Source organism: Kitasatospora sp. NPDC056327, assembly GCF_042261735.1.
In the GTDB taxonomy this organism is placed as follows: Bacteria; Actinomycetota; Actinomycetes; order Streptomycetales; family Streptomycetaceae; genus Kitasatospora.
Map to the genome: position 1 here is coordinate 17682 of NZ_JBHJRC010000004.1, position 15056 is coordinate 32737.

Annotated in this window: 14 protein-coding genes; 10 read left to right on the top strand and 4 right to left on the bottom strand. The window is 72.8% G+C overall.

Features of this window, described 5'->3' with window-relative positions; translation table 11 throughout:
• Nucleotides 1-379 precede the first annotated feature (379 nt).
• Nucleotides 380-1297 carry a hypothetical protein gene (locus ACFCX4_RS01035; RefSeq protein ID WP_376137759.1) on the bottom strand — a complete coding sequence of 306 codons (918 nt, stop codon included), beginning with the start codon at nucleotides 1295-1297 and terminating at the stop codon, nucleotides 380-382.
• Between the two features lie 335 nt (nucleotides 1298-1632).
• Between ACFCX4_RS01035 and ACFCX4_RS01040 the strand changes: the two genes are divergently transcribed.
• A complete protein-coding gene (locus ACFCX4_RS01040) occupies nucleotides 1633-2748 on the top strand; it encodes a Glu/Leu/Phe/Val dehydrogenase dimerization domain-containing protein (protein WP_376137850.1) in 1116 nt (371 codons plus the stop codon).
• Between the two features lie 373 nt (nucleotides 2749-3121).
• Nucleotides 3122-3382, top strand: a complete 261-nt coding sequence (locus ACFCX4_RS01045; protein WP_376137760.1) for a DUF3073 domain-containing protein — start codon at nucleotides 3122-3124, stop codon at nucleotides 3380-3382.
• A gap of 159 nt (nucleotides 3383-3541) precedes the next feature.
• Here ACFCX4_RS01045 and purM read toward each other — a convergent pair whose 3' ends face one another.
• From purM to ACFCX4_RS01060, 3 genes are all read right to left on the bottom strand, one after another.
• The gene (gene purM, locus ACFCX4_RS01050) at nucleotides 3542-4627 is read right to left on the bottom strand and encodes a phosphoribosylformylglycinamidine cyclo-ligase (protein ID WP_376137761.1); all 1086 of its coding nucleotides are present in this window, start codon (nucleotides 4625-4627) and stop codon (nucleotides 3542-3544) included.
• A 76-nt stretch (nucleotides 4628-4703) separates the two neighbouring features.
• On the bottom strand, nucleotides 4704-6287 hold the full coding sequence (gene purF, locus ACFCX4_RS01055; protein WP_376137762.1) for an amidophosphoribosyltransferase: 1584 nt from the start codon (nucleotides 6285-6287) through the stop codon (nucleotides 4704-4706).
• Nucleotides 6288-6518: 231 nt separating this feature from the next.
• Nucleotides 6519-7475 carry a diacylglycerol kinase gene (locus tag ACFCX4_RS01060; RefSeq protein ID WP_376137764.1) on the bottom strand — a complete coding sequence of 319 codons (957 nt, stop codon included), beginning with the start codon at nucleotides 7473-7475 and terminating at the stop codon, nucleotides 6519-6521.
• 126 nt (nucleotides 7476-7601) lie between these two features.
• On the opposite strand from ACFCX4_RS01060, the gene ACFCX4_RS01065 reads away from it, so the two are divergent.
• The 8 genes from ACFCX4_RS01065 to ACFCX4_RS01100 all read left to right on the top strand — a co-directional run bounded on the left by ACFCX4_RS01065 (nucleotide 7602) and on the right by ACFCX4_RS01100 (nucleotide 15038).
• A complete protein-coding gene (locus tag ACFCX4_RS01065) occupies nucleotides 7602-8885 on the top strand; it encodes an adenylosuccinate synthase (protein ID WP_376137766.1) in 1284 nt (427 codons plus the stop codon).
• Between the two features lie 122 nt (nucleotides 8886-9007).
• Complete coding sequence (locus ACFCX4_RS01070; RefSeq protein ID WP_376137768.1) at nucleotides 9008-9610, top strand: GNAT family N-acetyltransferase; 603 nt, start codon at nucleotides 9008-9010, stop codon at nucleotides 9608-9610.
• Between the two features lie 475 nt (nucleotides 9611-10085).
• Complete coding sequence (locus tag ACFCX4_RS01075) at nucleotides 10086-10937, top strand: helix-turn-helix domain-containing protein (RefSeq protein WP_376137769.1); 852 nt, start codon at nucleotides 10086-10088, stop codon at nucleotides 10935-10937.
• A gap of 8 nt (nucleotides 10938-10945) precedes the next feature.
• Entirely contained in the window at nucleotides 10946-11149 is a 204-nt protein-coding gene (locus ACFCX4_RS01080; protein WP_376137771.1) for a DUF397 domain-containing protein, read from the top strand.
• A gap of 119 nt (nucleotides 11150-11268) precedes the next feature.
• The gene (locus ACFCX4_RS01085) at nucleotides 11269-11463 is read left to right on the top strand and encodes a DUF397 domain-containing protein (RefSeq protein WP_376137772.1); all 195 of its coding nucleotides are present in this window, start codon (nucleotides 11269-11271) and stop codon (nucleotides 11461-11463) included.
• A 91-nt stretch (nucleotides 11464-11554) separates the two neighbouring features.
• Complete coding sequence (locus ACFCX4_RS01090; protein WP_376137773.1) at nucleotides 11555-12430, top strand: phosphotransferase family protein; 876 nt, start codon at nucleotides 11555-11557, stop codon at nucleotides 12428-12430.
• A gap of 205 nt (nucleotides 12431-12635) precedes the next feature.
• On the top strand, nucleotides 12636-14366 hold the full coding sequence (metG, locus tag ACFCX4_RS01095; protein WP_376137775.1) for a methionine--tRNA ligase: 1731 nt from the start codon (nucleotides 12636-12638) through the stop codon (nucleotides 14364-14366).
• 210 nt (nucleotides 14367-14576) lie between these two features.
• Nucleotides 14577-15038 (top strand): DUF6087 family protein, encoded by a 462-nt coding sequence (locus ACFCX4_RS01100; protein WP_376137776.1) that lies wholly within the window; start codon nucleotides 14577-14579, stop codon nucleotides 15036-15038.
• The last annotated feature ends 18 nt before the right edge of the window (nucleotides 15039-15056 follow it).

Here is a 15056-nt window from a genome sequence, read left to right on the forward strand (position 1 = left end):
CCATCCGTCCAGCCCTATCGACCAAACCGCCAAAATTGACCCCTCACGGGTTCAAGCCCGACGGATGGCGATGGACCACCCCATAACGGGCGGTCACTCCATAGTGACATCCGGTTACGAAGGGACCAGACCCGCCGTTTCCCCGCAAAGCACGCATCGACTCCAGAACCACCCAAAAGTGGGCACGCTCACGTGAACTTGGGCTGGTTGTCCCATTTTTGCACATAGGGGTGAGTTCGCGTCAACGGTGAGTAGTGTCACGTTCGACAGGTATTGACCCGAACCGGGACCTAGGTCATACGGCTCGGGCCGTAGGACTCTTACAGTCTTACAAGTACCACCGACACCTGCTCCGGCCAGCGGTGACGCCCCCTCAGGATCAGTTGGCGTGACGCAGCGCCAGCACCTGCCGCCAGCGGACCGTCAGCGCCTCGTACGCCCGCAGCGCCTCCGCGTCGTCCCCCGCCCGCAGTGCCCGCAGCCCGTCCTCCAGTTCCCCCGCCGAACGGTCCGCCGCCAGCTGCTCCGGCCCCAGCAGATGCACCAGTCCCCCGTAGTCCAGCTCCACCAGCGACCGCGGATGGAACTCCTCCAGCCATCGCCCGACCTGCTCCGCCCCCCGCACCAGCTCCCCTTCCGGCACCGCCTCGCGCAGTGCCCGGTACGCCCGGGCCACCCGGCGGCGCGCCTGCGCCATCGGCGTCAGGTAGAACAGCGACGCCCGGTCCTCCCGGTCCCCTTCCCCTTCCTCCCCCTTCTCCCCCGCCCCTGCGGGAACGAAGCATCGATCCTCGTCCCCGAAGGGCAGGAACCACCGGACCGGCACCTCCCACCGGCTGGTGAGGATCCACGGCCGGGCGTCCGGGTGCTCCGCCCGCCAGCGCTCCCGGGCGGCCTCCGCCACCGCCCGGGCGGCCGGCGGCAGCGCGGTGTCCAGCAGCGCCACCGGCGCCCCCGTCCGCAGCTCCTCCAGCGCCTGCCAGCTGCGCAGCCTGGTCGCCCAGGGACAGATGTACAGCACCCCGTCGACGAGCCGGACGAAGGCCCGCTCGCTCTCCCGGTCCGGCAGCACCCGCGGGGTCCGGCCGACCAGGTCGGCGAGCGCCGAGCGCTGCTCGGCCAGCGCCGCCGCGGCCACCGAGCGGCCCGCCTCCGGCGCGTCCGGCCCGTGCTCCGCCGCGTAGGCCTGCCAGTGCGCGCGCTCGGCTTCCGGGTACGCGGCCAGCGGCTCGTAGACCCGCAGGTGCGCGGCGTAGGGCGGCAGCACGGAGGTACGGACGACGGTCACGTCCTGCATCGTCCCACGCACCCCCCGCCGCCCGGGAGTGTCCGGCCGGAGCCGCCGGACGGACGGCGGGCGGCGGGCGGGCGGCAGGGGCCGGCCGGGCGGCGCCGGCACCGCCCGGCGGCCCGTTCGCGGACGCGCCCCCGGGCCACGAACGGGCTGCTGGCACCCCCGCCGTCTCACCCCTCGGACAACGGGCCCGAGCTTCGGCAAGCGGGGGGATCGCCCGAGCGTGCGCGACTACGCTTCGCCCTAGGCGCCCGCACCACAGCAGCGGGCCTCGAAATACTGGAGTCACCACAGTGACCGACGTACAGACCGCCGCCACCGCGCACCCCGTACCCGGCGTGCTCGGCAGGATCTTCGGCAACTCCCAGGACGGCGCCACCGGCGACGGCCACGAGCAGGTCGTGCTCTGCCACGACCGTTCCTCCGGGCTGAAGGCGATCATCGCCGTCCACTCCACCGCGCTGGGCCCGGCCCTCGGCGGCACCCGCTTCTTCCCGTACGCCTCCGAGGAGGCGGCGCTGGAGGACGCGCTCAACCTCTCCCGCGGCATGTCCTACAAGAACGCGCTCGCCGGCCTCGACCTCGGCGGCGGCAAGGCCGTCATCATCGGCGACCCGAACAAGGACAAGAACGAGGCGATGCTCCGGGCCTACGGCCGCTTCGTCGAGTCGCTGCGCGGCCGCTACATCACCGCCTGCGACGTGGGCACCTACGTCCAGGACATGGACGTGGTCGCGCGCGAGACCGGGTTCGTCACCGGCCGCTCGCCCGAGCACGGCGGCGCCGGCGACTCCTCCATCCTCACCGCCTTCGGCGTCTTCCAGGGCATGCGCGCCTCCGCGCAGGCCCGCTGGGGCCAGCCGACCCTGCGCGGCAAGCGGGTCGGCGTCGCCGGCGTCGGCAAGGTCGGCCACTACCTGGTCGGCCACCTGGTCGCGGACGGAGCCACCGTCGTCGTCACCGACGTCTCCGAGGCGGCCGTCAACCGGGTCCGGGCCGCCCACCCGGAGGTGGAGGTCGTCGCCGACACCGCCGCGCTGCTCCAGGCCAAGCTGGACGTCTACGCCCCCTGCGCGCTCGGCGGCGCCCTCACCGACGACACCGTGGCCGCGCTCGGCGAGTACGGCACCGTGATCGTCTGCGGCGCCGCCAACAACCAGCTGGCCCACCCGGGCGTCGAGAAGGACCTCGCCGACCGCGGCATCCTCTACGCCCCGGACTACCTGGTGAACTCCGGCGGCGTCATCCAGGTCGCCGACGAGATCGAGGGCTTCAACTTCGACCGCGCCAAGAACAAGGCCACGAGGATCTTCGACACCACCCTGGAGATCTTCACCCGGGCCGCCTCCGACGGCATCCCCCCGGCCGTCGCCGCCGACCGCCTCGCGGAGAAGCGGATGCGCGAGATCAGCGCGCTGCGTTCGGTGCTGCTGCCGGGCGCCCGCCGGGGCTGATCCGGACCGCGGTGCGCGGGGGGCGGCCGGCGGCCGTCCCCCGCGCATCACAATGTGGAACCGGATTCTCGATTCTGCACCCGATCGGGTGATCCGGGACCCCCCTTGGGGGGATAATCGATCCCGGAACGACGGACCTCAGATACCTCCGGACAGCGCGCGAAGTGCCGCAAAACCTCCCGTGACCTGGGAAGACCTGGTCTCGGGTGCGGTCGGTGCGCGCCACGTCACACCGACGACGTACCGTCCAGCGGCAGAAACAGGTACCGTTAATGCTCCAAGGGACGGTCCTCCCCATTCGGGCAGGCCGCTCCTGATCGTTAACACGTGTCAGACTCGGGGCCGTGAGCCCCATCGTTGAGGGGGTCGACCCATGGGGCGCGGCCGGGCCAAGGCCAAGCAGACGAAGGTCGCCCGCGAGCTGAAGTACAACAGCGGCGGGTTCGACGCCAATCGTCTGTCCAGCGAGCTGGGCGTATCGCCCTCCACCTCCCCGATCGAGCCGGAGCCGATCGAGGAAGAGGAGGATGACGACCCCTACGCGGAGTACGCGGCTCGGTATGCCGCCGACGACGAGGACGACGACGCGGACCTGGACACCGGGTCCTCCTCGCAGACCCGCCGCCGCGCGTAACAGCACGACGCAGCAGCCGTCCACCGGTCCAGGCGCCAGAGGCGCCGGGCCGGTTTTCGGCGTTCCCGCACCCGCCGGGCCGATCCCTGCGGGTGCGCCAAGGCCCTTCCGGCGACCGCCGGAAGGGCCTTGGCGTCCGCTCCGCGCGGTGGCCGGCGGTCAGCCCGTGAAGCCCTCGTAGGCGTTGTAGAGGGCCGCGCCGCCCTCGTGCCCGTCGCCGCGCTCGACGACGTCGCCCAGCACCCAGGACTCGACCCCGCGGTCCTCCAGGACCGACAGCGCCACGTCCACCGCGTGCGGCGGGACGACCGCGACCATGCCGACGCCCATGTTCAGCGTCTTCTCGATCTCCAGGGTGGCCACCTTGCCGACCTCGGCCACGGTCCGGAAGACCGGCAGCGGGTTCCAGGTGCCGCGGTCCAGACGGGCGTGCAGGCCGTCCGGGACGACCCGGGCCAGGTTGGCCGCCAGGCCGCCGCCGGTGACGTGCGAGAAGGCGTGCACCTCGGTCGCCCGGATCAGCGCCAGGCAGTCCAGCGAGTAGATCCGGGTCGGCTCCAGCAGCTCCTCGCCGAGGGTGCGGCCGAACTCCTCGACCCTGCGGTCCAGCTTCCACCCGGCCTCGTTCAGCAGCACGTGGCGGACCAGCGAGTAGCCGTTGGAGTGCAGGCCGGAGGCGGCCATCGCGATCACCACGTCGCCGGCCCGGACGCGCTCGGCGCCCAGCAGCGCGTCCGCCTCGACCACACCGGTGCCGGCGCCCGCGACGTCGTACTCGTCCGGGCCGAGCAGGCCCGGGTGCTCGGCGGTCTCGCCGCCGACCAGGGCGCAGCCGGCCAGCGCGCAGCCCTCCGCGATGCCCTTGACGATCGAGGCGACCCGCTCCGGGACGACCTTGCCGACACAGATGTAGTCGGTCATGAACAGCGGTTCGGCGCCGCAGACGACGATGTCGTCGACGACCATGCCGACCAGGTCGTGGCCGATGGTGTCGTGCTTGTCCATGGCGGCCGCGATGGCCACCTTGGTCCCCACCCCGTCGGTGGCCGAGGCCAGCAGCGGCCGCTCGTAGTTCTTGAAGGCGGACACGTCGAAGAGACCGGCGAAGCCGCCGAGACCGCCGACCACCTCGGGGCGGTTGGCCTTCTTCACCCACTGCTTCATGAGCTCGACGGCGCGGTCGCCCGCCTCGATGTCGACGCCCGCGGCGGCGTAGGTGGCGCCGTTCTGGTTGGAGCTGGTCACTGCGGCCCTCTCGGGTCTGTGGTGGGGGTTGGAACAGCGGTGGGGCCCCGGCTCGCGGGACCCCACCCGGAAACTCTTACGGCCGCCGCAGCGCGTCGGCCGCGCCCGCCCCGCCGAGGAGCGACTGGACGCCGTCCAGGTCGCTCCCGCTGGTCGGCTTGCCGCGGACCGCGGGCGCCTGCTGGCCGCCCTTGATCTCGGCCTCCAGCAGGAGCTTGCCGAGCAGCGCCGGGTCGGGCAGCTCCATCGGGTACTCCCCGTCGAAGCAGGCCCGGCAGAGCCTGTCCTTCGGCTGCTTGGTGGCCTCGATCATGCCGTCGATCGAGATGTAGGAGAGCGAGTCCGCGCCGAGGGTGCGGCCGATCTCCTCGATGGTCATGCCGTTGGCGATCAGCTCCGCGCGGGTGGCGAAGTCGATGCCGAAGAAGCACGGCCACTTGACCGGCGGCGAGGAGATCCGGATGTGGACCTCCGCGGCGCCCGCCTCGCGGAGCATCTTCACCAGGGCGCGCTGGGTGTTGCCGCGGACGATCGAGTCGTCGACCACGACCAGGCGCTTGCCCTGGATGACCTCGCGCAGCGGGTTGAGCTTGAGGCGGATGCCGAGCTGGCGGATGGTCTGGCTGGGCTGGATGAAGGTGCGGCCCACGTAGGCGTTCTTCACCAGGCCGGAGCCGTACGGGATGCCGCTCGCCTCGGCGTAGCCGATGGCGGCCGGGGTCCCGGACTCGGGGGTCGCTATCACCAGGTCGGCCTCGACCGGGGCCTCCTTGGCCAGCCGGCGGCCCATCTCCACGCGGGAGAGGTGCACGTTGCGGCCGGCGATGGAGGTGTCCGGGCGGGCCAGGTAGACGTACTCGAAGACGCAGCCCTTGGGCTTCGCCTCGGCGAACCGGGAGGTCCGGATGCCGTTCTCGTCGATGGCGATGAGCTCGCCGGGCTCGACCTCGCGGATGAAGGAGGCGCCGCAGATGTCCAGCGCCGCCGTCTCGGAGGCGACCACCCAGCCGCGCTCCAGCCGGCCCAGCACCAGCGGGCGGATGCCCTGCGGGTCGCGGGCGGCGTAGAGCGTGTTCTCGTCCATGAAGACGAGCGAGAAGGCTCCCTTGACCTTGGGCAGCACGACCTTGGCCGTCTCCTCGATGGAGAGGTCCGGGTGGCCGGCGAGCAGCGCGGTCACCAGGTCGGTGTCGTTGGTCGCGGCCGTCCGCCCGGAGCGGGAGACGTGCTCCTCGCCGGGGAGTTCGGCGACCATGGCCGCCAGTTCGGCGGTGTTCACCAGGTTTCCGTTGTGACCGAGGGCCAGCGAGCCGTGCACGGTCGCCCGGAAGGTCGGCTGGGCGTTCTCCCAGACCGAGGAACCGGTGGTCGAGTAGCGGGCGTGTCCGACGGCGATATGCCCGTGCAACGACCCCAGGGAGGCCTCGTCGAAGACCTGGGAGACGAGTCCCATGTCCTTGAAGACGAGAATCTGGGAGCCATTGCTCACTGCGATGCCCGCGGATTCCTGACCGCGGTGCTGCAGGGCGTAAAGGCCGAAGAACGTGAGCTTGGCGACCTCCTCGCCGGGAGCCCAGACACCGAAGACGCCGCAAGCGTCCTGGGGGCCTTTCTCACCGGGAAGAAGATCGTGGTTGAGTCTTCCGTCACCACGTGGCACGCCTTCGAGTCTAGGACAGTCGGCCCGGCCTTTCGGAACCCGGGCGGGCGGGAATGTCCGGCCGCTCGTCGGCGACGCGCGTAGACAAAACCCCTTACGGGGGGCGGATTTCGCCGGCCGGGAATTCCCGGCGGACGCGCTTGGCCTTGTGGTTCGCGCCCGTTGGCGCGTTCCGCGCGCGGACGGGGCTTCGCCGGCCGTTCGTCCGGCGTTCGCCCAACGTGAGCCTGCTCACCCGGGGCGCCCGGGGGCACCGGCGCCCGGCCCGGCGGGCAGCAGCAGGCCCCAGCACCCCGCGTGGACCGTCCAGGTGCGGGCCCGGACCGGGCCGACCGGGTGGCCGTCCGCCTCGTAGCCGAAGCCCCGGCCGGCCACCGACACGCTCGCCGCCCGGACGCGGAGCAGGGCCCCGGGGGTGCGGACCACGATCTCCATGACGCCCCCGCCGGCCGCGTCGCCCGCCGGGAGGGTCACCTGGACCGCCCGGACCGGGCGGTGGACGTCGGCGAGCAGCCGGCCGTCGGCCTCGACCCGCAGCCGGGAGCTCGGCTCGCCCCGGCCGGGCCCGGCCCCCGCGCCCGGTCCGGCCGCGGCGGCGCGCGCCGGGACACCGGCCGGGCCGGTCCGGTGCGGTGCGAGCACGGTCGCCTGCTCGGCCGCAGCCAGTTTCGCCCATAGCGAACGCCAGCCGCCCGGACGGCCCACCGGACGGCCCGCCGGACGGCGCGCGCCGGTCCCCTGGATCCGCACCCCGCCGAGCGCGACCCCGCCGCCGTCGTCCACCAGCAGGTCCAGCTTCCGCGCCGCGCCCGCCAGCACGGCCCGCGCCGCCGCCACCGGGGTCACCGGCACGCCGAGCGCCCGGGCCGCCGCCAGCTCCTCCGGCCGGCCGACCGGCACCAGGCCCACCGGGTCCGCCCCCAGCTCACGTTGACGGTGGAGCGCCTGGAGGACGCGCTGCAGCGCGAGATCGGAACCGATCACCACCGGTCGCCTCCGGCCGCGGTGCGAAAGCACCCGGTCGAGCTCGGAAGGCGTCTCCGGACAGGCCACCTTGACGTCCGTCCCACCCGAGAGAACGTCCTTCGCGATCCGCACCGACTCGCCGTCGGACTGCCGGGCCGCCGGGTCGAGGAGCAGGAGGAGCGGCTCCGGGCCGCCGGTTGCGGGCGTGGACAGGGACGACACAACCGGTCCTTCCTCAGGTAATCTCTCGGTGCAAGAGCCCCTTGCGCTATTGCGCCAGGGGCTTCGTCTATCTCGGGGCAGACTGCGGCCTACGCAGGATGCCCCAACCGGAAGGGGTGTACGCCTGTGCCGGCACTCGTGCTCGTTGGCGCTCAGTGGGGAGACGAGGGCAAGGGGAAGGCGACCGACCTCCTCGGCGGCTCCGTCGACTACGTCGTCCGCTACCAGGGCGGCAACAACGCCGGTCACACGGTGGTCATCGGCGACCAGAAGTACGCGCTGCACCTCCTGCCTTCCGGCATCCTCAGCCCGAACGTGACGCCGGTGATCGGCAACGGCGTCGTCATCGACCCGGGCGTGCTGCTCTCGGAGCTCAGCGGCCTGAACGAGCGCGGCATCGACACCTCCAAGCTGCTGATCTCGGGCAACGCCCACCTGATCACGCCGTACCACCGCACCCTGGACAAGGTCACCGAGCGCTTCCTGGGCAAGCGCCGGATCGGCACCACCGGCCGCGGCATCGGCCCGACCTACGCGGACAAGATCAACCGCGTCGGCATCCGGGTCCAGGACCTCTTCGACGAGTCGATCCTGCGCCAGAAGATCGAGGCGGCGCTGCACGACAAGAACCAGCTGCTGGTCAAGCTCTACAACCGCCGCGCGATCCCCGCCGACCTGGTGCTGGAGGAGTACCTGGGTTACGCGGACAAGATCAAGCCGTTCCTGGCCGACACCACCCTCGTCCTCGACGAGGCGCTGAAGGCCGGCAAGGTCGTCCTGCTGGAGGGCGGCCAGGGCACCCTGCTGGACGTCGACCACGGTACGTACCCGTTCGTCACCTCCAGCAACCCGACCTCGGGCGGCGCCTGCACCGGCTCGGGCATCGGCCCCACCAAGATCGACCGGGTCATCGGCATCCTGAAGGCCTACACCACCCGCGTCGGCTCCGGCCCGTTCCCGACCGAGCTGCTCGACGAGGACGGCGAGGCGCTGCGCCGCATCGGTGGCGAGCGCGGTGTCACCACCGGCCGCGACCGGCGCTGCGGCTGGTTCGACGCGGTGATCGCGCGCTACGCGACCCGGGTCAACGGCCTGACCGACTTCTTCCTGACCAAGCTGGACGTGCTGACCGGCTGGGAGCAGATCCCGGTCTGCGTCGCGTACGAGATCGACGGCCGGCGGGTCGAGGAGCTCCCGTACAACCAGTCGGACTTCCACCACGCGAAGCCGGTCTACGAGTCGCTGCCGGGCTGGAGCGAGGACATCAGCGGGGCGAAGACCTTCGAGGAGCTGCCGAAGAACGCCCAGGCGTACGTGAAGGCGCTGGAGGAGATGTCGGGCGCCCCGATCTCCGCCATCGGCGTCGGCCCGGGCCGGGACGAGACGATCCAGATCAACTCGTTCCTGTAGGCCCCGGCCGGGGAGGCCCCGCGGACCGCACGGTCCGCGGGGCCTTTCCTTTGGGCTCGTCGATTTGAACTAGCGCAAAATTCGGTTGCCGCTAGTGCAAACTGCCGCTACCTTCTCGGACCATGACCGCGAAGCTTCCCGCCCCCGTCACCCTCACCGGCCGCCACGTCCGCCTGGAGCCGCTGGAGCGCCGGCACCTGTCCGACCTGTGGACGACCGTCGGCCCGGACCCGGAGGTGTGGCGGTGGATCCCCTTCGGCGCGCCCGCGACGGAGGAGGACCTGGGCGCGATCCTGGACTTCCGGATCGCCGAGGCGGCCGCCGGGAGCGCGGTGAAGTTCGCGGTGATCGAGCTCGCGAGCGGGCGGGCCGTCGGCATCACCGGCTACTACGCGTTCCACGCGGAGGACGAGCTGGTCGAGATCGGCGGCACCTGGTACGCCCGGTCCGTCTGGCGCACGGCGGTGAACACCGAGGCGAAGCTGCTCCTGATCGGCCACGCGTTCGACGAGCTGGGCATGGGCCGGGTGTTCTGGAAGACCGACGCCCTGAACGACCGCTCGCGCAACGCGATCCTGCGGCTGGGCGCGCACTTCGAGGGCGTCCACCGGCGCGAGAAGCGGCGCGCCACCGGCGTCTGGCGGGACACCGCGTACTTCTCGATGCTGCGCGAGGAGTGGCCGGCGGCGCGGGCGCGGCTGGCGGAGCGGCTCGCCGCCGGGTGAGCGCTACTTGTCCTTGCGGGGCGCCAAGTCGCCCCTGCCCGGGCGCCGTTCCCTCGGCTGACGGGTCGCGATGATCTGCGCCACCACTCCGACGAAGACCACCGACACCAACAGACCGGTCAGCAACACCACGGCCATCAGCGATCGACCGCCACCACGGCCCGGACCGCCTCGCCGCACACCCCGATGATTTCCACACCCCACTCATCGGCCAAAGCGGCGACCGGGTCAAGCCCCCGCGCGCACGTTCGAGCCGCGCCCGGTGCACGGCGGACCCGTCCGGGGGGAAGCGCCATCGACGGCCTCCAGTGCGGTTGAGGGACGCATCGGGCAACCCTGTACCGACGACGCTAGGTTCAAGGGGGCAAGCATTGCTACGGCCTTTGGCGCACCTCACCCCATCGAGCGACTCTGTGGACCCGCTGTCCACCGCGCGGCAAACTGCACCGAGAGCACCGACCGAGGGGAGACGCGCATGCCACCACGCCTGTCGCCCAGCGTGCGCCAGCAGAGGCTCGGCGCCGAGCTGCGCAGGCTGCGCGAACACGCGGGCATGACCCCCAAGGCCATGGCCGCGGCCCTGGGCACGGACGTCCCCAAGATCTCGCAGATGGAGAACGGGAAGTCGGGCATCAGCGCCGACCGCCTGCGGTCCTGGGCCGCCGCCTGCCGGTGCGCCGACCGCCGGCTCATCGAGGCCCTGATCCTCATGACCCAGGACCGCGGCACGCACTGGTGGCACCACTTCCGGGGGCGGGTCCCCGCCGGGATGCTCGACATCGCCGAACTCGAACACCACGCCGCGTCGCTGCTCGTCCTGAACACCACCTCGATCCCCGGCCTGCTCCAGACCAGCCGGTACGCGGCCGCGGTCTTCGCCCGCCTGCGTCCCTCCCTGCCGCGCCACGACGCCGATGTGCGGACCGCCTTCCGCACCGAGCGCCAGCAGGTCCTCGCCACCGGGCGGCCGTTCACCGCGTTCATACACGAAGCCGCGCTGCGGATGCAGTTCGGCGGCCCCGCGGTCCTCCGGGAGCAGCTCGCCGGCCTGCTCGACGACGCGGACCGCCCCTGGGTGACGATCCGCGCGATCCCGTTCGACGTCGACACGTACCCGGGCTCGGGCGAGGACCTCTTCCTCGCCCAGGGACCGGTGCCCGCGCTGGACACCGTGCAGATCGACCTGACCCAGGGGCCGCAGTTCATCGACTCCGAGGCCGACCTGGCGTCCTACCGCGCCATCGTCGCCGAGTCCGGCTCCCTCGCCCTCGGCCCCGAGGAGTCCCGCGACTTCATCCGGCGCATCATGACGGACCTGAAAGGCTAGGCACCCCGATGACCCACTGGCAGAAGTCCTCGACGAGCGGCAACAGCAACCAGTGCGTCGAGGTGCGCGTCGCCGACGGCCTCGTCCAGATCCGCGAGTCCGAGGACCCCGACGCGATCGTCACCACCACCCCCGGCGCGTTCGCGCGCTGGCTCGAAGGCGTCAAGCGCGGCGAGTTCGACCACGTCGCCGGCAGCCGGCCCGGCACCTGAGCGGCCACCCGGCCGGCCACCCGACCCACCGCCCGGGCGACCACCCGACCGACCTCCTTCCGGCGGCTCCCGGCGGAGGAGCGGGGGCGCCGGACCGACCCACGGAAGGCCCCGATCCCATGGACACCCAGCAGCAGGCCGCGCCCGGCGGCGAGGGCGGCGAGGACACCCTCGAAGTCCGCACCGTCGACGGCATGGTCGAACTCCGCGACACCCGGAACGACTCGGTCGTCGTCCGCACCACGCCCCGCAAGTGGGCCGCGTTCGTCCTCGGCGTGAAGGCCGGCGAGTTCGACCACTTCGTCGAGCCGTAGCCCCGCACCGGTCCCGCGCGCGGGGCGCCCGCGCGCGGGGGCCGGCCCGAAAGCCCGTACAACCGCCCCGCGCCGGTGACAGGGTGAGGGGGTGGAGGCGAGCCGGACGCTGTTGGCGAGGGCGTGTGCGCTGGCCGGTGTCGGCGCGGCGGGGGCGACGCTGATCCGGGCCGGCGAGAACGTGCTGTGGCGGCTGCCGGGCGGGCTCGTGGCGCGGATCGGCCGGGAGGGCCAGACGGCCGCCGCCGCGCGGGAGTTGGCGGTCGCCCGGTGGCTGGCGCGGTGCGGGGTGCCCGCCGTCCGGCCGCTGGAACGGGTACCGGGGCCGGTGGCGCCGGACGGCCGGCCGGTGACCTTCTGGGAGGAGCTGCCCCCGCACCGGCCGGGGACGCCGGCGGAACTCGCCCCGCTGCTCCGGCGGCTGCACGGACTGCCCGTGCCGGACCTCCCGCTGGGCCGGCTGGACCCGTTCGTGCGGCTGCCCGAACGGATCGACGGCGCGGTCACCCTCGACGGGGAGCAGCGCGACTGGCTGCGGGAGAGGCTGGCCGGCCTGCGCGCCGCGTGGGCGGACCGGCCCGCCGGACCGCCGGAGGCCGTGCTGCACGGGGACGCCTGGGGCGGCAACCTCGCGGTCACCTCCGGCACGCACTACCTGCTGGACTTCGAGCGGACCTCGCTCGGGCCCCCCGGGTGGGACCTCACCGGCACCGCCGTCGGGCACGAGACCTTCGGCCTGGTCCCCGCGGACGAGTACGCGGCGTTCTGCGCGGCGTACGGGGCCGACGTCCGCGACCTGCCGGACTACCCGCTGCTGCGGGACGTCCGGGAGCTGCGGGTCACCTGCTTCGCCCTCCAGCAGGCCGCGGCGGATCCGGGCCGGTACGCCGCACCGGCCCGGCACCGGCTGGCCTGCCTGCGGGGAGAGCGCGGGCCGCGGCCCTGGGGCTGGACGGCCGTCGGCTGACGCGGGCGGGGTCCGGGCGCCGGAAATGCGCGCGAGGGGGTGGTGCCGGCTTCGCTAGGATTGGCGCGCCCACAGTGGAACGTCGTTCTGGCCGGCTGCCCGGGAGTCGGCGCCTGTGCCCGCCTCCCGTCGAGGCCCCAGACCCTGCGCCCGTCGCGGCACTCCGGGACAGGGGTGCCTGCGGGAGAAATCGGAGCATCCGAGGATGGCTCGGCACCTGATCACCAGCGCCCTCCCCTACATCAACGGGATCAAGCACCTGGGCAACATGGTCGGGTCCATGCTGCCGGCGGACGTCTACTCCCGGTACCTGCGCGGGCGCGGCCACGAGGTGCTGTACATCTGCGCGACCGACGAGCACGGCACCCCGGCCGAGCTGGCCGCGCAGGAGGCCGGACTGCCGGTCGCGGAGTTCTGCGCCCGGGCGCACGAGCAGCAGAAGGCCGTGTACGACGGCTTCCGGCTGTCCTTCGACTACTTCGGCCGCAGCTCCTCCCCGCAGAACCGGGAGATCACCCAGGAGATCGCCCGCGAGCTGCACGCCAACGGGTTCATCGAGGAGCGGGCGATCCGCCAGGTGTACTCGAACGCGGACGGCCGCTTCCTGCCGGACCGCTACATCGTCGGCACCTGCCCGCACTGCGGCTACGACAAGGCGCGCGGCGACCAGTGCGAGAACTGCACCCGCGTCCTCGACCCGACGGACCTGCTGGAGCCGCGCTCGGCGATCAGCGGCTCCGCCGACCTGGAGGTCCGGGAGACCTCGCACCTGTTCCTGCTCCAGTCGAAGCTGACCGGCCAGGTGGAGGACTGGGTCTCGGCGCACGCCGACGAGTGGCCGGTGCTGGCCTCCTCGATCGCCCGCAAGTGGCTGACCGAGGGCCTGCAGGACCGCGCGATCACCCGCGACCTGGAGTGGGGCGTGCCGGTCCCGGCCGACGTGTGGCCGGAGCTGGCCGCCGCCGGCAAGGTGTTCTACGTCTGGTTCGACGCGCCGATCGAGTACATCGGCGCGACCAAGGAGTGGTCGGACGCGGCCCCGGCCGGCGAGCTGCGGGACTGGAAGTCCTGGTGGTACGAGGCGGACGAGACCGTCCGCTACACCGAGTTCATGGCCAAGGACAACGTCCCGTTCCACACGGTGATGTTCCCGGCCACCATCCTCGGCTCGCGCAGGCCGTGGAAGAAGGTCGACTACGTCAAGGCCTTCAACTGGCTGACGTACTACGGCGGCAAGTTCTCCACCAGCCAGAAGCGGGGCATCTTCACGGACGTCGCGCTGGAGCTGCTGCCCGCCGACTACTGGCGCTACTTCCTGATGGCGCACGCCCCCGAGTCGGACGACTCCAGCTTCACCTGGGACCTCTTCGCCTCGGTCGTCAACAAGGACCTCGCCGACACCCTCGGCAACTTCGTCAACCGGGTGCTGACGTTCAGCCGCAAGCGGTTCGGCGACGACGTCCCGGCCGGCCACGCCGCAGGCGCGGCGGAGGAGCGGCTCGGCGCCCAGATCGCCGAGCTGCTGGCCGACTACGAGGCCCAGCTTGAGGCGCTCAACTTCCGCAAGGCGGCGCAGAGTCTGCGCACCCTGTGGAGCGCGGGCAACGCCTACCTGGACGAGAAGGCGCCCTGGCTGCAGGTGAAGACCGACCCGGAGGCGGCGGCGCTGACGCTGCGCACGGCGATGAACCTCGTCCACCTCTACGCGGTGGTCTCCGAGCCGTTCGTCCCGACGGCGGCGCAGGCGATGCGCGAGGCCTTCGCGCTGCCGGCGGACGCCCCGGCGCGCGCCCTCACCTGGGTGGACGCGGACGCGGCGCGCGCGCTGGACGCCGTCCCGGCCGGGACGCCGTTCACCGTGCCGCCGGTGCTGTTCGCCAAGATCACGGACGAGGACCTGGCCGCCTGGTCCGCGCGCTTCGGCGGCGGGGAGTAGACGCCGCCCCGTCCAGGGCTCGGCCGTCTCCCGGGGCGGGAGGCGGCCGAGCCGCGTTTCCGGGGGGGGCGGCACGAGCCGCGGGCCCCGGCGACCGGGCGGGCGACTCCGGTCCGGCTGTCGTCTTTTCACCCGATCGTGGAATCGCCCGGCCCGGGGCGGATCGGCGAGACTGGCCGTCCCGACCGACACGCGAGGGAGGCGCCGACGATGGACGCCGAGGACGACGCGCGGGACGACGAGTCGCCCGACGGGCCGGTGGCCGACGGATCAGGGACCGACGGATCAGGGGCCGACGAGTCGCTGGCCGTCTGGTACGCCGAGCGGGCCCGCCGGCGCCGGGCGCCCGGGACGAGGGACGCGATCACGCTCGTCCCCGGTCCCCGGCGCGCCGCGCACCTCTTCCAGGACGTGCCCCGGCTGGTCGTCGAGTGGGACGGCCACACCTGGCAGCCCGTCGCGGTGGCCGAGAACTACGCCGGGGCCTACCCGCTGATCGTCCGTCCGGCCCGGGACCCCGGTTCCGGGCCGGACTCCGGCTCCGGGCCCGTTCCCGGCCATGGCCCCGGCCCCGAAGCGGCCCGGGGTCCGGAGGGGGCGCTCCCGCAGACGGACACGCCCGTCCCGCTGCTGCGCAAGGGCACCGGCCGGCACCGCAAGCCGGACCGCTGACGGGCGGGCGGACCGGCG